At 71.8% G+C, this 15,797-nt stretch carries 17 protein-coding genes; 14 read left to right on the forward strand and 3 right to left on the reverse strand.

All coding sequences use genetic code 11. The features are described from left to right. Window positions 1-55 precede the first annotated feature (55 nt). Window positions 56-682, reverse strand: a complete 627-nt coding sequence (locus IE153_RS38780) for a TetR/AcrR family transcriptional regulator (RefSeq protein WP_189594380.1) — start codon at window positions 680-682, stop codon at window positions 56-58. Between the two features lie 103 nt (window positions 683-785). Here IE153_RS38780 and IE153_RS38785 point away from each other — a divergent pair, with 103 nt between their 5' ends. After that, a complete protein-coding gene (locus tag IE153_RS38785) occupies window positions 786-1,841 on the forward strand; it encodes an aldo/keto reductase (protein WP_189594381.1) in 1,056 nt (351 codons plus the stop codon). Window positions 1,842-1,896: 55 nt separating this feature from the next. On the opposite strand, the gene IE153_RS38790 is transcribed toward IE153_RS38785, so the two are convergent. Further along, window positions 1,897-2,211 carry a hypothetical protein gene (locus IE153_RS38790; RefSeq protein WP_184912193.1) on the reverse strand — a complete coding sequence of 105 codons (315 nt, stop codon included), beginning with the start codon at window positions 2,209-2,211 and terminating at the stop codon, window positions 1,897-1,899. Between the two features lie 228 nt (window positions 2,212-2,439). On the opposite strand from IE153_RS38790, the gene IE153_RS38795 reads away from it, so the two are divergent. The 10 genes from IE153_RS38795 to IE153_RS38835 all read left to right on the forward strand — a co-directional run bounded on the left by IE153_RS38795 (window position 2,440) and on the right by IE153_RS38835 (window position 11,818). Beyond that, a complete protein-coding gene (locus IE153_RS38795) occupies window positions 2,440-2,799 on the forward strand; it encodes an arsenate reductase family protein (RefSeq protein WP_189594382.1) in 360 nt (119 codons plus the stop codon). A 146-nt stretch (window positions 2,800-2,945) separates the two neighbouring features. Further along, window positions 2,946-3,632 (forward strand): SCO2207 family protein, encoded by a 687-nt coding sequence (locus tag IE153_RS38800; RefSeq protein WP_189594383.1) that lies wholly within the window; start codon window positions 2,946-2,948, stop codon window positions 3,630-3,632. A 355-nt stretch (window positions 3,633-3,987) separates the two neighbouring features. Further along, entirely contained in the window at window positions 3,988-5,019 is a 1,032-nt protein-coding gene (gene glnII, locus IE153_RS38805; protein ID WP_097216221.1) for a glutamine synthetase, read from the forward strand. 89 nt (window positions 5,020-5,108) lie between these two features. Beyond that, window positions 5,109-6,044, forward strand: coding sequence for a DUF6891 domain-containing protein (locus IE153_RS38810; protein WP_189594384.1), 936 nt, complete (start codon window positions 5,109-5,111; stop codon window positions 6,042-6,044). Between the two features lie 89 nt (window positions 6,045-6,133). Next, complete coding sequence (locus IE153_RS42515) at window positions 6,134-6,256, forward strand: hypothetical protein (protein ID WP_097216223.1); 123 nt, start codon at window positions 6,134-6,136, stop codon at window positions 6,254-6,256. Window positions 6,257-6,374: 118 nt separating this feature from the next. Then, on the forward strand, window positions 6,375-6,965 hold the full coding sequence (locus tag IE153_RS38815; protein ID WP_189594385.1) for a winged helix-turn-helix domain-containing protein: 591 nt from the start codon (window positions 6,375-6,377) through the stop codon (window positions 6,963-6,965). Between the two features lie 77 nt (window positions 6,966-7,042). Beyond that, window positions 7,043-8,053: an NAD-dependent epimerase/dehydratase family protein gene (locus tag IE153_RS38820; protein WP_189594386.1), complete on the forward strand. Its 1,011-nt coding sequence runs from the start codon at window positions 7,043-7,045 to the stop codon at window positions 8,051-8,053. Between the two features lie 89 nt (window positions 8,054-8,142). Then, entirely contained in the window at window positions 8,143-9,402 is a 1,260-nt protein-coding gene (locus tag IE153_RS38825) for a sensor histidine kinase (protein WP_189594387.1), read from the forward strand. Beyond that, window positions 9,393-10,046 (forward strand): LuxR C-terminal-related transcriptional regulator, encoded by a 654-nt coding sequence (locus IE153_RS38830; protein WP_189594388.1) that lies wholly within the window; start codon window positions 9,393-9,395, stop codon window positions 10,044-10,046. The genes IE153_RS38825 and IE153_RS38830 overlap by 10 nt, the downstream gene beginning before the upstream one ends. Before the next feature lie 203 nt (window positions 10,047-10,249). Then, window positions 10,250-11,818, forward strand: a complete 1,569-nt coding sequence (locus tag IE153_RS38835; protein WP_189594389.1) for a DUF1996 domain-containing protein — start codon at window positions 10,250-10,252, stop codon at window positions 11,816-11,818. A 75-nt stretch (window positions 11,819-11,893) separates the two neighbouring features. On the opposite strand, the gene IE153_RS38840 is transcribed toward IE153_RS38835, so the two are convergent. Continuing rightward, the gene (locus IE153_RS38840; protein WP_189594390.1) at window positions 11,894-12,346 is read right to left on the reverse strand and encodes a hypothetical protein; all 453 of its coding nucleotides are present in this window, start codon (window positions 12,344-12,346) and stop codon (window positions 11,894-11,896) included. Window positions 12,347-12,508: 162 nt separating this feature from the next. Between IE153_RS38840 and IE153_RS38845 the strand changes: the two genes are divergently transcribed. The 3 genes from IE153_RS38845 to IE153_RS38855 all read left to right on the forward strand — a co-directional run bounded on the left by IE153_RS38845 (window position 12,509) and on the right by IE153_RS38855 (window position 15,791). Next, a complete protein-coding gene (locus tag IE153_RS38845; protein WP_189594391.1) occupies window positions 12,509-13,036 on the forward strand; it encodes a tetratricopeptide repeat protein in 528 nt (175 codons plus the stop codon). A gap of 48 nt (window positions 13,037-13,084) precedes the next feature. After that, on the forward strand, window positions 13,085-15,007 hold the full coding sequence (locus IE153_RS38850; RefSeq protein WP_189594392.1) for a hypothetical protein: 1,923 nt from the start codon (window positions 13,085-13,087) through the stop codon (window positions 15,005-15,007). A 94-nt stretch (window positions 15,008-15,101) separates the two neighbouring features. Then, the gene (locus IE153_RS38855) at window positions 15,102-15,791 is read left to right on the forward strand and encodes a TetR/AcrR family transcriptional regulator (RefSeq protein ID WP_189594393.1); all 690 of its coding nucleotides are present in this window, start codon (window positions 15,102-15,104) and stop codon (window positions 15,789-15,791) included. The last annotated feature ends 6 nt before the right edge of the window (window positions 15,792-15,797 follow it).

Genomic DNA, 15,797 nt, shown 5'->3' on the forward strand with positions numbered 1-15,797 from the left:
CATGGTCACCCTCGCCTGCCTACTGCTCTGGCTGCCCTGACTTTGCGGACACGACCTAGGCCTTCGTCCCCCGGTCCGTGACGTACACCCCCGCCCGCGCCGCCGTCACCGCGGCCTCGGCGGCGCGGGCGGCCGTGGTCTCGTCGAGCCGGTCCCCGCTGATCAGCAGGTGGTAGTAGAGCGGGGCGGAGACCGCGCGCACCACCTCGTGGGCGTCGGTGCCCTGGGGCACCTCGCCCCGTTCGACGGCCTGCCGGACGCAGGGGGCCCATTCCCGTACGCGGATGTCGTAGAAGCGGTGCAGGGCGGCGGCCGTTCTCGCGTCGCCGGTCGCGGCGGCGATCAGGGCCTTGAACAGCGGTCCCTGCCGAGGGTCCGTGAGCGTGCGCTGGACGAGGAGGGCGTTGGCCGTCAGGTCGCCGAGCAGCGAGCCCGTCTCGGTGCGCGGCGCGGACTGCTCGGCCATGTCCTGGAGGAGGTCGGCCACCAGTGCGGCCACCGTCCCCCAGCGGCGGTAGACGGTCGTCTTGCCCACGTCGGCGCGGCGGGCGATGTCGGCCAGGTCCAGGCCGCTGAAGCCCTGCTCGGTCAGGGCGTCCTCGGCCGCGCGCAGCACCGCCTCCCGCACGCGCGCCGTGCGTCCCCCGGGCCGTACGGTCCCCGGTTCACCCCCGTCAGCCATAACGGCACTCCTGTTCCATTAGCGACCTCACCCTGCTACTTTAGTGACTACTAACGGAACCAGAGACCCGTTAATGAAGGGTCGCTGCCGAGAGGGGTCCGCAATGGAATACAGGCGATTGGGCGCGTCCGGACTCATGGTCCCGGCGCTGAGCTTCGGAGCCGGCACCTTCGGCGGGCGGGGTCCGCTCTTCGGCGCCTGGGGCACCACCGACGCGCAGGAGGCACGCCGCCTGGTGGACATCTGCCTGGACGCCGGCATCACGATGTTCGACACCGCCGACGTCTACTCCGCCGGCGCCTCCGAGGATGTGCTCGGCCAGGCGGTCAAGGGCCGCCGCGACCAGGTGATCCTCTCCACCAAGACGAGCCTGCCGATGGGTGACGGACCGGGCGACGCGGGCTCCTCCCGCTCCCGGCTGATCCGCGCCTGCGAGGACGCCCTGCGCCGGCTCGGCACGGATCACCTCGATCTCTTCCAGCTCCACGCCTTCGACGCCGGGACACCGGTCGAGGAGGTGCTGGCCGCGCTCGACTCGCTGGTCCAGGCGGGCAAGGTCCGCTACACCGGCGTCTCCAACTTCTCCGGCTGGCAGGTGATGAAGTCCCTCGCGGCCGCCGAGCGGCACGGCCGTCCGCGCTATGTGGCCCACCAGGTGTACTACTCGCTGATCGGCCGCGACTACGAGTGGGAGCTGATGCCGCTCGCCCTCGACCAGGGCCTCGGCGCGATCGTCTGGAGCCCGCTCGGCTGGGGGCGCCTGACCGGCAAGGTCCGCCGCGGCACACCGCTCCCGCCCGGCAGCCGGCTGCACCGCACCGCCGAATTCGGCCCGCCCGTCTCCGACGAGCACCTCTACGACGTCGTCGACGCACTGGACGAGATCGCGGAGGAGACGGGCAAGGCGGTGCCGCAGATCGCCCTGAACTGGCTGCTCCAGCGGCCGACCGTGTCCTCCGTCCTCATCGGCGCCCGGGACGAGCGGCAGCTGCGCCAGAATCTCGGCGCCGTCGGCTGGAGCCTCACTCCCGAGCAGGTGGCGAAGCTCGACGCGGCGAGCCACCGCCCGGCGCCGTACCCCTACTTCCCCTACGAGCGTCAGGAGGGCTTCGCCCGCCTCAACCCGCCGGTGCTCACGGCGCCCGGCCGGGCGGCATGAGCGAGTGCCGGGCACCCCGCGGTTCGGGGCGCCCGGCACTCGGCGCGGAGCAGGGTCAGCGCGCGTACCGCATGAACGCCCGCACCATGTGGCACGTCGTGTCCGACGGCGGGTGCACGCCGATCATTTCGGCCGTGTCGCGAATCGTCTCGTTGCGGGCCTGGTTCGGCATGTAGACCCCCGAGTCGAGCAGGGCGATGGCGAGGCGCATCGCCTTGAGGCGGCGGTTGTGCGTCACGTACCACTGGCGCGGCCGGCCCGGCGGCAGCGGCCGCTTCTGAACGGGCACATAGGGCAGGTCGAGCAGGACGGGACGCTTCGCGGTGGACTGGGTGGGCAACGGCTTCGACTTCAGGGCGGCAGCGGGCACAGGCATCCTCCTGTCGCGGTCGGGCGGCTCACCGAAGACGTCGGCATCCCCGGCGCCACCCTCGAACACTGCTTACAGTTTACCGCCCGGCACTGACAACCGGGAGTCCGTAAAGCCCGGCAAATGCCCAGGTGAACAAGGGATTTGGCGGCATGTCACGGCAGGTCGGCGAGGTGCCCGTGGGGCGACAGGAAATCGAACAAGAGGCTCGGCGCGTACCGTGTGCACATGGAGATCTGGATCAACCCCGCGTGTTCGAAGTGCCGCAGCGCCCTGACGCTGCTCGACGCCGAGGGCGCCGACTACACCGTCCGCCGCTACCTGGAGGACGTGCCGAGCGAGGACGAGATCCGGGGCGTGCTCGAGCGCCTCGGTCTCGAGCCCTGGGACATCACCCGCACCCAGGAGGCCGACGCGAAGGAGCTCGGGCTCAAGGAGTGGCCGCGGGACGCCGGTTCGCGCGACCGCTGGATCACGGCGCTCGCCGGGCACCCCAAGCTGATCCAGCGCCCGATCATCACCGCCGACGACGGCACAGCGGTGGTCGGCCGCACTGACGAGGCCGTGCGGGACGCCCTGTCACGCTGACCATGACGCCGGCCCACCGGCGTGTTGACCAGCCCACAACGGCGTGTGGCGCAGGTCACTTGAGTGACTCCTGTAACCGCTGAGTAACCTCGTTCGGTATCTCGTACATAGCGGCGTACGCTCCCCTACCTCTTCAGGAGGCGCGCATGTCGCGCAGGAGAACTCTCGGCACGAAGAAGAAGATCGCGCTGCTGCTGAGCGCGGCGACGGTGGCGGGAGGCGGGGCCTTCGTCATGGCGAGCACGTCGAACGCGTCGCCGCCGGCCCCCAAGTCGGCGTCGGAGTCGACGGTCTGCCTGGGTCTCGCCACCGCCCTCGGCAACAACCAGAAGTTCATCGCGGACCAGCGGGCCAACCCGGACGCGCAGTCCGAGGCGCGGATCGCCAACCGCGAGGCGGTCGTCGCGGAGATCGAGCGGAAGCAGGAGGCGTCGGGGTGCGCCGTCGGGGAGTCGGCTCAGGACTCCCAGACCGCGCAGCCCTCGCAGCCCGCCCAGTCGGCGCAGCCACCCGCGGCGTCGGCCGAGCCGTCACAGCCCGCCGCGTCCGCCCCCGCGGGAAACGGCGGCGGTGCCGCTGCCTCCGGGCAGCAGGTGTGCAACGGCTCCACGGTCACGCTCTCCGGTGAGGGCGGTGCGCCTGCCGCGTCCAGCAACCAGTTCCCGGCCGGCACGAAGCTGAAGGTCACCAACCTGGACAACAACAAGTCCACGACGGTGGAGGTCACTTCGGTCTCCGGCAGCTGTGCGCTGCTCAACAACGCGGCCTTCGAACAGGTCCGTGAGCCCGGCAAGTTCCTGATCCGCCGGGCCCTGATCGAGAAGGTGGGGTGAGGCGTTACGACCGAATGAACGGATGAGGCGGCGGCCACCCCCTCGGCCGCCCCCTCGTACGTGTCACCGGTCCTGCCGCCCCCGGCCAGGGGCGGCAGGACCGGCACGTCCGGGCCGTGCGGCGCCGGTCACCGGCTTTGACGGAGGGGAGCCGGTGACCGGCGCCGCTCGACGAAAAAGCTCTCCGGCGTGAAGTGCGGCACAGCGTCACCAGGTAACACGGGGTTCACATTCGAGCAATGGCCGGGAAATCGCCTGTTGACAGGCTGCCGGGCAGTTGACGCGGCGCCTCAGTGCCGCAGCGCCGCAGCACCCGCGACACGCGCCCAGACACACCCCCGAAGGATGTGGCCCCGTGACCTTCAAGGCTGAGTACATCTGGATCGACGGCACCGAGCCGACGGCCAAACTGCGCTCCAAGACCAAGATCATCTCGGGTGCGCCCGCCGGTCTGGACGCGCTGCCGATCTGGGGCTTCGACGGGTCTTCCACCAACCAGGCCGAGGGGCACTCCTCGGACTGCGTCCTCAAGCCGGTCTTCACCTGCCCGGACCCGATCCGCGGTGGCGACGACATCCTGGTGCTGTGCGAGGTCCTGAACATCGACCTCACCCCGCACGCCAGCAACACCCGCGCGGCGCTGGCCGAGGTGGAGGAGAAGTTCGCGGCGCAGGAGCCGATCTTCGGCATCGAGCAGGAGTACACGTTCTTCCAGGACGGCTACCCGCTCGGTTTCCCCAAGGGCGGCTTCCCGGCTCCCCAGGGCGGCTACTACTGCGGTGTCGGCGCGGACGAGATCTTCGGCCGTGACGTCGTCGAGGCCCACCTCGACAACTGCCTGAAGGCCGGCCTCGCCATCTCCGGCATCAACGCCGAGGTCATGCCCGGCCAGTGGGAGTTCCAGGTCGGTCCGGTCTCCCCGCTGGAGGTCTCCGACCACCTGTGGGTGGCCCGCTGGCTGCTCTACCGCACCGCCGAGGACTTCGACGTCGCCGCCACCCTCGACCCCAAGCCGGTCAAGGGCGACTGGAACGGCGCCGGTGCGCACACCAACTTCTCCACCAAGGCGATGCGCGAGGGCTACGACGCGATCATCACCGCCTGCGAGTCGCTCGGTGAGGGCTCCAAGCCGCTCGACCACGTCAAGAACTACGGCGCCGGCATCGACGACCGCCTGACCGGTCTGCACGAGACCGCCCCGTGGAACGAGTACTCCTACGGCGTCTCCAACCGCGGCGCCTCGGTCCGCATCCCCTGGCAGGTCGAGAAGGACGGCAAGGGCTACATCGAGGACCGCCGCCCGAACGCCAACGTCGACCCGTATGTGGTGACCCGCCTGCTCGTCGACACCTGCTGCTCGGCGCTGGAGAAGGCCGGCCAGGTCTGACCGGCGCACCGCCCGGCTCCCGAGGGGGCGCTCACCGTTCGCGGTGGGCGCCCCCTCGCGTTGTCAGTGGGGCGTGCCATCGTGGGGGCATGGAGATCGACGGGGGCCTCGCGGTCAAGGTGCTGACGGAGAGCGGGCGGACGCACGCGCGGGTTTCGGCGGGTGAGCTGCGCGCGTTGGTGGAGCGGATCGGCGGTGCCGACGACCACTTCCTCGTGGTCCAGCGGATACCGGACCGGCCGAGGGTCTTCATCCAGACCGCGCGTGACGAGGACGGCGCGTACGACCTCCAGCACCGCACCGGGTCCGTTCCCCACCTGTGGGTGACCCGCGTGACCGACCCGGGCCTCGTCGCCGAGGTGATGGTGCGCTGGGCACGCCAGGAGGACGGCTGGGACGCCGGAGTCACCTGGGAGCGCGAGGAGTTCGGGCTGCCCGAGGAGCCGCCCGCGCTCGCGCCCGAGGTCGCCGCCCGGGCCGAGGGGCATGTCCGCGAGCTGCTCCAGGACGGCTACCTGGGCATCGACGCGGTGATCGGCGAGACGGTGTATCTGATGGAGGACGGCGAGGGCTCGTCCCCTCTGTCCCCGGCGCAGGCCCGCGCGTTGGTCGAGAGGCTGTGGCTGGAAGAGGTCGACGAGCAGGAGGCGTGGACCGGGCCGACCGATCCGGACCGGCTGGAGCGGGCCTTCGCGGCCCTGGAGGACGCCGGCATCGTCGCCCGGGAGAACTTCACCTGCTGCCGGGGCTGCGGCATGACGGAGATCGGCGCGGAGGTGGACGACGAGTCGGCGGTGCGCGGTTTCGTCTTCTTCCACCGGCAGGGCACGCGCGCGGCGGCGGAGGGGCACGGCCTGTCGCTGTACTACGGCGGGTTCGACGGCTCCGAGCAGACCACCACGGCCGTCGGACACGAGGTCGTGGCGGCGCTGACGTCGGCCGGGCTGTCCACGGAGTGGGACGGCGACCCGGGCCAGGCCATCGACGTGACACCGCTGGAGTGGCGCAAGCGCCTGGTGGGATGAGGGGCGAGCGGCCGCGCGGCGCTCCCGGCGCATGTCCAAGCAGTGAGAGGAGACTCCCGGCGGAGGACCGGCTCTGCTTCAATGGGCACATGGCCAGCTACCAGAAGCACACCGCGACGGGTCGTCATGACCTCGAGCCCTTCTGGCCGTCCCGCCAGGACCACGACTTCGACCGGGTGTGTTGCCGCGCGATGAACGCGCAGGCCCTCTAAAGCCGTACACCCCGGCCTTCGGCCAGCGCGAACCGCGTACGTCCCTCGGCGAGCCCGACCACGAATCGCGGCCGTCGACCTCCTGACGAACTCCTCGCGCGAAAAGAGCTGACCTCTCATGGCGACCACTCGTTCCCTGTCCACCGCCGCCCCCCTCACCGCCCCCGCGCCCCACGGCCCACGGCACCGGTTGCGTGCCGTCGACCGGGACGAGGTGGTGACGGTCGCTGACCTGCTGCCGCCGGGCGCCACCTGGCTGCCGGCTCCGCAGCACACCCTGCCCACGCTGCCGGGGCAGCCGCCGATGGTCGGCTACCTGGTGCTCGTCCCGGCCGATCAGCAGCCGCCGTTCCCGGTGGCGGTGCCCGACCTGCCTCAGTCCGCCGGCCCGGACCTCGATGCCGAGCCGGGAGGCGAGCCGCTGATCCGCGTCGACACCGTGCAGCGCACCGCCCGGGTGGCCGGGCAGCCGCTCGACCTCACCTACCTGGAGTTCGAGTTGCTGGCGCACCTGGTGGCGCACCCGAACCGGGTGCACACCCGTGACCAGCTGGTCGGCACGGTGTGGGGTTACGGGCACGTGGGCGACGGCCGCACGGTCGACGTCCACATCGCCCGCCTGCGCCGCAAGCTCGGCGCGGAGCACCGCGACACGATCCGCACCGTGCGCCGCGTGGGCTACAAGTACGTGCCGGCGACAGCACACTGACACCGCCCCGCCCTGACCCGTCTGCTGACAGCAGATCCCCGTTCCCTCCTCTTCCCCGACCGGGCAGAGTCACCGGCATGAGGCTTCTGATGCTGGGCGGTACGGAGTTCGTGGGGCGGGCCGTCGTGGAGGCGGCGCTGGAACGGGGCTGGGAGGTGACCGTCTTCCACCGGGGGCGGCACGACGCGCCGCCGGGTGTGCGGTCGTTGCTCGGCGACCGCACCGCTCCCGGCGGCCTCGCCGCCCTCGCCGACGACCCGGGCGAGTGGGACGTCGTCGTCGACACCTGGTCGGCGGCGCCCCATGCGGTGCGGGACACGGCGCGGCTGCTGCGGGGCCGCGCCGGCCGGTACGTGTACGTGTCGAGCTGCTCGGTGTACGCGTGGGCCCCGCCCGCCGGGTACGACGAGGGCGCGCCCCTGGTGGAGGGGGCGTCGGCCGACGCCGAGCAGACCGCGTACCCGCAGGACAAGCGGGGCGGCGAACTGGCCGTGCTGGACGCCTTCGGCGCCGACCGGTCGGTGCTCGTACGGTCCGGGCTGATCCTCGGCCCGTACGAGAACATCGGCCGGCTGCCCTGGTGGCTGGGCCGCACGGCACGCGGCGGCCCGGTGCTGGCGCCGGGCCCGCGTGACCTGCCCCTGCAGTACGTGGACGTCCGCGACCTGGCCGAGTGGATCGTGCTCGCGGCCGAGCGGGAGCTGAGCGGGCCGTACAACCTGGTCAGTCCGCAGGGCCACGCCACCATGGGCGCGTTGCTCGACGCCTGCACCCGGGTCACCGGCGACGCCGCCGAGCTCCGCTGGACCGAGCCCGGGGTGATCCTTGAGGCGGGCATCGAGCCGTGGACCGAACTGCCGGTGTGGGTACCGCCGGGCAGCGACCTGCACGACGCCCTGCACAGCGCGGACGTCTCCCGGGCGGTCGGGGCCGGGCTGGTGTGCCGGCCCGTCGAGGAGACCGTGGCGGACACCTGGCGGTGGCTCCAGGACCTCGGGGGCGTGGTGCCCCAGCGCCCGGACCGGCCGCGCTCGGGCCTCGATCCGGAGGTGGAGGCGAAGGTGCTCGCGTCCGGCGCCGGTGCCTGAACGACCCACCCGAGGTGTACGTAGCACCACCCCCCGGCCGGGTGTCCCGGCCCCGTGACCGGGCAGGCGCGCTCGGCGAGACTGACGCCATGACCATGGACACGAAGAACGGCAGCGGGCGGACGACAGGGCGGGGCATCGGGCTCGCAGCGGTGCGGGGGCTCGCGCTGGCCCTCGTCTCCCTGCCGGGGGCGGTGCTGTGCTTCTGCCTGTCCCTGGTCTCGATCGCGCTCATCCCGATCGGGGTCGGGATCGTCACCACGCCGTACGCGCTGACGGGGGTGCGGGCGTTCGCGAATTCACGGCGGGTGCTCGCGGCGGAGTGGGGCGGGGTGCGGATCCCTCCGGCGTACCGGCCGCTGCCCGAGGACGCCAACCCGTGGGCGCGCACCTTCGGGATGCTGCGCGACCCGGCGACCTGGCGGGACCTGCGGTGGCTGCCGGTCGACATGACCGCGGGGTTCGTCACCGCGCTGCTGCCTGCGGTGCTGCTGCTCTACCCGCTGGAGGGGTTCGCGCTGGCGATCGGGCTGTGGCGGGTCTTCCCCGACGGGTACTGGTACGGCTTCGTGCCGGTCACCGGCCAGGCGTCCGCCTTCGGTGCGGCGGCCCTGGGGCTGGTGCTGCTGTTCCTCGCGCACTTCCTCACCCCGCGCCTGCTCGGCGTCCACTTCCGGCTCACCCGGGCCGTGCTCGCCGGCGACCAGGGGGAACTGGCCGAGCGGGTGCGGGTGCTGACCGAGACGCGGCGCGACGCCGTCGACACCTCCGCCGCCGAACTGCGGCGCATCGAGCGGGACCTGCACGACGGGGCCCAGGCCCGGCTGGTCGCCGTCGGCATGGACCTCGGCACCATCGAGGCGCTCCTCGACAAGGACCCGGCGCGGGCCAAGGAGCTGATCGCGCAGGCCCGGAGGTCCTCGGTGGAGGCGCTGACCGAGCTGCGCGAGCTGGTGCGGGGCATCCACCCGCCGGTCCTCGCCGAGCGCGGTCTGGGAGACGCCGTACGGGCGCTGGCGCTGCGGCTGCCGGTGGCCACCGAGGTGAGCGTGGATCTGCCCGGGCGGGCCGAGGCGCCCGTGGAGTCGGCGGCGTACTTCGCCGTCAGCGAGGTGCTCACCAACGCCGTGAAGCACTCGGGCGCCGACCGGATCTGGGTCGATGTGCACCGGGCGGACGGCATGCTCCGGGCGACCGTCACGGACAACGGCAAGGGCGGTGCGGTGATCGGGGCCGGTTCGGGGCTGGCCGGGGTCGAGCGGCGACTGGGTACATTCGACGGCGTCCTGGCCGTCAGCAGCCCCGCGGGCGGCCCCACCATGGTCACCATGGAGATCCCTTGCGCGTAGTCCTGGCCGAAGACCTCTTCCTGCTGCGCGACGGACTCGTCCGGCTGCTCCAGGCGCACGACTTCGAGATCGCGGCGGCCGTCGAGACCGGGCCGGAACTGGCCGCCGCGCTGGCCGAACTGGACCCGGACGTCGCCGTGGTCGACGTCCGCCTGCCTCCCACGCACACCGACGAAGGTCTGCAGTGCGCGCTCGACGCCCGCAGGAAGCGGCCCGGGCTGCCGGTGCTGGTGCTCTCCCAGCACGTGGAGCAGCTGTACGCGCGCGAGCTGCTCGCCGACGGCACCGGCGGGGTCGGTTACCTGCTGAAGGACCGGGTGTTCGACGCCGAGCAGTTCGTGGACGCCGTACGGCGGGTGGCCGCCGGTGGCACGGCGATGGACCCGCAGGTCATCCAGCAGCTGCTGGCCCGCCGTTCGGGCGACGACCGGCCGCTGGCGCGGCTGACGCCCCGGGAGCGGGAGGTGCTGGAGCTGATGGCGCAGGGCCGCTCCAACGCGGCGATCGCGGGGAAGCTGGTCGTGACGGAACGGGCGATCGCCAAGCACACCGCCAACATCTTCGCCAAACTGGGGCTGGAGGTCTCGGACGACGACAACCGCCGCGTGCTGGCGGTTCTCGCCTATCTCGACCACGGCCGGTGAAACCGGACGAGCCCATTCACCCACCGTGGAGGATCAGCAACTCCCGATGTCAAAGGGGCTGTTGAGGACACACGGCCCTCACGAATCTCGCATCAATTTCCGAGACATCTGAACACCTGTGGGACCACCTCCGTATGGAAGGGAGCCGCTTCACTCCTGTCGGGCGCCTCGATGCCCCCGAAAAAGGAAGTCAGAGGAGTTCCATGGGACGCAACACAAGAAAACGCCGTACGCCGCTGGCCACCAAGGCCATTGCCGCATCGGCGGCCCTAGCGCTCGGTGGGGGCGGGCTGATCTGGGCAAACTTCTACGCCTCGGCGCACGAGGAGAACTCGGCGAACCAGACGAAGTCCGCGGGCGCACAGATCGCCACGATCCAGTGCCCGGACGTCGGACAGAAGCTGACCGATGTGCCGGACGGTGCTCGCCAGGGGGTGGACAAGGAGCTGGCCAACCTCGACAAGCAGATCAGCGAGGCCTACACCCGGCTCGCCTCCACCCGTCAGGCCCAGGCCGGTGACGCGGGCTTCGTCGACAACGCCATCCTCGGCCCGCTGAAGTCGAAGCGGACCGCGGTCATCGACCGGATCGGCATCAACATCCGCCGGGTCGGCGGTAAGGCCCCGGGCAACCTCGAGCAGCTGGCCTCGTGCCAGGGCATGGCCGCCGACGCCAACACCAACGACGGCCAGGCCGGCGGTGGTCAGAACAACGACGGCCAGAACAACGATGGTCAGAACAACGACGGTCAGAACAACGACGGCGGTCAGAACGACGGCGGTCAGGACCAGGGCCAGGACAACGGCGGCCAGGACAACGGGCAGGGCGGCAACGGCGGGCAGGGCGGCAACGGCCCGGTGGCGGACGACTTCATCAACATCGAGAACGTCCAGCCCAACTCCCGGAACCTGCCGAACGGCCTCGCCGCGAACGGCGACGGCGGTTCCACGGGCACGTTCACCACGCAGTGCGGCACCAACGAGAACGAGAACCGCAACTCGGACAACGTGATCGTGGCGCCCGGCGTCTCCAACGGTGCGCAGCACCAGCACGACTACGTCGGCAACCAGAACAACAACGCCTTCGCGAGCGACGACGACCTGGCCAACGGCGAGACGACCTGCCAGAACCAGGGCGACAAGTCCACGTACTTCTGGCCCGTCATCCGGATCCAGGACGGCTCGGACGACATCGACGCGGGCCAGCCCGGCGGTGGCCAGGACGGCAACGTCGGCAAGATCGTCGAGCCGGCCGAGGCCCAGCTGAAGTTCGTCGGCAACCGCACCAGCGACGTCGTCGCGATGCCGAAGGCCCTGCGCATCATCACCGGTGACGCCAAGTCCCTCACCAACGGCCTGAACAACGCCAACACGTCCTGGACCTGCACGGGCTTCGAAGACCGTCAGGTGACGGACAAGTACCCGATCTGCCCCGACGGCAGCAGCGTGGTCCGGCTGTCCAACTTCCAGAGCTGCTGGGACGGCCAGAACATCGACAGCGCCAACCACCGCACCCACGTGGACTTCGTGGAGGCGGACGGCAGCTGCTCGAACGGCTTCAAGGCCATCCCCCAGCTCCAGGTCCGACTGGTCTACGACGTCCAGGCGCCGCAGATCAACAACGGCCAGGTGCAGAACGCCTTCGCGGTGGACTCCTTCCCGGAGCAGCTGCACAAGCCGATCACCGACCACAACGACTTCATCAACTTCTTCGACGACAACGTGATGAACGAGATGGTCCAGTGCATCAACAACGGCCAGGACTGCCAGTAGTCCTGATCCGGTAACGGCGGAAGGCCGGCGGTGGGAATTCCCACCGCCGGCCTTCCGCCGTTCCGGCCCGCGCGTTCAGCCGTGGTGGCCGGCGCCGCCGTCGTGACCGTTCTTGTTGTGGCTGCCGCCGGGGTTCATGTGCTCGGAGCCCTCCTCCATGGTCCCGCCGAGGGTGCCCTGCAGCGACGTGACCGTCTTCTGCTGGCCGACGGCGACCCACTTGCGGCCGACGAGGTAGTAGCCGCCGTAGTCCTTGGCGCTGTTCAGCCACTCGCGCTGGCCGCGGTCGGTGGCGAAGGTGGCGAGGACGTACTTCTCCTTGCCCTTCTTGCAGAGGGCCTGGCGGATGGTGTCCGCGTCGGTCTGCATGTTCGGCTTGCAGTCGGCCTCCGCCGCGATGTGCTCCAGGCTGCCGCTCACCTCCTTCGGAACGGCCGCCTCGTCCTTGCCGCCGGATCCGCCGCAGCCGGTCAGCGCCAGTATCGCCACCGCGCCGCTCAGCGCGAGCATCGGTCGGGTCACCCTCATCTGTTCCTCCGGTCCTTGTCGGCACGGTCCTTGTCACGGCACGATCCGGACGCATGCCGCACGGAGCCCCGGCAAGAGGCTCTCGCCTTCGATACGGCTGCGGAGCCCCCCGTGCTCAAAATCCCGCTGCCCCGGTGTGCACTCCTGTGCGAGGGTGGTCCGGTGGATCAGGACTGGGAAGATCGTGTGGCCGCCCTGTGGGACCGTTTCGACGACTACGCCGAGACGGAGGAGGACGAGGCCCGCTTCCGCGCCGACGTCGACGCCCTGGTCGCCGAGCTGCCCGAGGGCAGCCCGCACGGCGCGTTCGAGCAAGCCTGCGCCTGGGACTCCACGGGCCGCTCCGACAAGGCGGTCCCCCTGTACCGGGAGGCGCTGGAGAACGGCCTCGCCGACGCCAGCCCCTACAAGGCCCGCCGGACGAAGATCCAGCTGGCCAGCTCCCTGCGGAACATCGGCCGGGCCGAGGAGGGCGTCGCGCTGCTGACGCCCGAGCTTCTCGCGCCGTCCGACGAGCTGGACGACCCCGTACGCGCCTGTCTCGCCCTGTGTCTGTCGAGCCTCGGCCGCGACCGGGAGGCCCTGGCGCTGGCCCTGGGCGCCCTGGCCCCGCATCTGCCGCGCTACCAGCGGTCCATGGCGAACTACGCCCGGCTGCTCGTGGAGCCCGGAGAGCACCCGGGCGCGTGACGCCGCGCGGCCAGGTGACCATCCAACGATTCGCTCGTTCTGCTGAACGTGCAGTCACAGGATGTCGCCCAGCGCCCCGCACCCCCCTCCCCGGCCGGCCCGGTCGTCGACGTCGAGCAGGCCGAGGCCGCGCTCGTCGAGCACTATCCGCGGCTCGTCCGGCTGGCCTATCTGGTGCTGCCACCCGGGCTGGGCCGCAGCCGCCGCGTCCTGACCGCGCACGCCCTCACCCAGCGGGCCCTCCCCCGCACCCGCACCCCGGCCCCGGTGATTCCGGCCCAGTCCACGGGCCGGGACGGCGACCCGGGGTACGCCCTGGTCCGTCTCCAGGTGTTGCGCACGGCGCTGGAGGCGGGGCTGCCGCTGAAGGCGAAGGCGTGGCCCAAGAGGTCCCAGCTGCCGCCGCTGCTGCCGCACGTGTGGGGTCTGAAGCTGTTCCCGCGCTCCGGCGGCGCCGACGAACTCTCCCTGGACCAGCGGCTGTCCACCCTGTCGGGCCCGGCCCGGGCCGCCTACGCGATGCGCGGCCTGGAGCGGCTCACGGACGAGGGGGTGTGCAAGGTCCTCGCTGCGGCGGGCGTCGCCGACCCGGAGGGCGCCGTCCTGGAGGCCGACGGGGTCCCCGCCCAGTACGGGTTGCTCGACTCCCCCGAGTTCGACCCCTGCTCGCTCCAGGCCCGCCCCACCGACCTGATGCGCCGCCGCCAGCACCTGAAGGCCGCCCTGGTCGCCGGTGCCGCGCTGCTGGCGTGCGGGGCGCTGCTCGGCCTGCCCGGTGAGGGCTGGGGGCCCGAGGGCGCCGCGGCACCCCCGTATGCGCAGAACCCGGCCGCGCAGGCCGCCCTGGACCCCTCGAAGCTGACCCGGATGCCCGCGTCCGCCTGGCGCAGCTCGGCGCGCACCGACTTCTCCGTGTGGCCGGCCCGCGGCGACCTGACCGGCGACAAGGCCCTGCTGCGCCGCGCCCTGGCCGTGTGGGCCCGCCCCGGCGAGACGGTCCAGGTGTCGGTGACCCCCGGCACCCTGTCCGGCGGCCCGGCCGGACCGCCCCAGCTGCTGTACGCGGGGACGGTCGACGCGGCGCGCGTGGTGATCCTCTACGACGGTCTGCGCATCGCCCGGTACGCCGAGCCGAAGGACGGCACCCAGGGCGCCGTCCTCGATTTCGCCCGGGTCGACGGGGCCGGCCGGGCCGAGGCGGGCGCGGTGGTCCTGGGCCGGTCCGACGGCAACGTCCGCTATCTGACGGCCCCTTGGGTGCGGAAGGCCGGCGAGCGGGACCTGATGAAGCCGGGCTCCGGCGCGATGGATCTCGCGCTCACCGACGGAGTGACCGCACCGCTGGCCAGCCCGGCGCTGCGGTCCGGCCCCTGCTCCTCGTGGAACGTGCTGCAGGTGGCCGACGGCACCAGGACCCGGCTGCTGACCGACCTCGGCGAACTGGTCCCGGCCCGGCTCACCGCCGGACGGCCGGGCTCCCCGCGCGAGGTGTCCGGGGCCGCGGCGCTGCACACCTGGCAGCCGTTCGCCTGCTCGCTGGGCACGGTGCGCTCGGCGGGGGTGCGCAGCGTCAACGCCTGGGCGTTCAACGAGCAGCCGCTGCCCGACGCGAGCGGCTCGGCGGCGTGGGTGTGCACCCGGGCCGAGACCTGGCGGGGCGGCGGGGCGCGGGTGCTGGCGCAGTTCCACACGCCGGGCGGGGCGTACGGAGCGGCTGCGGCGCAGGCCGAGAACGTCCCGGCGTGCGGGCCGCGGGACCCGCATGTGCTGGCCGGGGTGCTGTGGAAGGCGAAGGCCGGTGACTGGTACCTGCTGGCCGCGGGAAGCCGGGAGACCGCGTCGATCCGGGCGACGGGCGGAGTGAACGGGGCGGCTCGGAACAGTCTGCTGACCGTGCCGGCCGAGCAGGGGGCGCAGGCTCAGCTCAAGGGAACCCTGAAGGACGGTCGTTCGCTCGGCGGGCTGCGCTGACGGAGGCGGTTTTCGGGCCCGTCCGGTGAGGCCGGCGGAACCCCGCGATCGATCCGGGCCGTTCGAGGCCGGAATCGATCGGTAAGGTGTTCGTATGACTACCGGGGTTCGCCGCAGGATGGGAGTCGAGGAGCGGCGGCAGCAGTTGATCGGCGTCGCCCTCGAACTGTTCAGCCGCCGCTCGCCCGACGAGGTCTCCATCGACGAGATAGCGTCGGCCGCGGGCATTTCACGCCCGTTGGTCTACCACTACTTTCCCGGCAAACTCAGCCTGTACGAGGCCGCGTTGCAGCGGGCCTCGGACGACCTCGCGGCCCGTTTCGTGGAGCCGCACGAGGGTCCGCTGGGGGCGCGGCTGCTGCGCGTGATGCGCCGCTACTTCGATTTCGTGGACGAGCACGGGCCCGGTTTCTCCGCCCTCATGCGCGGCGGCCCGGCCGTCGGCTCCTCCACGACCAACGCGCTCGTCGACTCCGTACGGCAGGCCGCGTATGTCCAGATCCTTTCGCACCTGGGCGTGACCGATCCGCCCGCGCGCCTCGAACTGGTCGTCCGTTCCTGGATCTCCCTCGCCGAGTCGACGGCGCTGATCTGGCTGGACGGCCGGCGCATCCCGCGCGAGGAGCTGGAGCCCCAGCTCGTCAACGACTTCGCCGCCCTCGCCGCGGTCAGTGCCACCTACGACGAGGAGATGGCCACGCTGCTGCGCGGCATCGTCAAGGACGAGCCGGCCGACGGCCCGTTCGCGCTCCTGGCCGGCCGGCTCATCGCCCTGGCGAGCTGATCCGCC

The sequence above is a fragment of the Streptomyces massasporeus genome, assembly GCF_014648995.1.
Taxonomy (GTDB): domain Bacteria; phylum Actinomycetota; class Actinomycetes; order Streptomycetales; family Streptomycetaceae; genus Streptomyces; species Streptomyces massasporeus.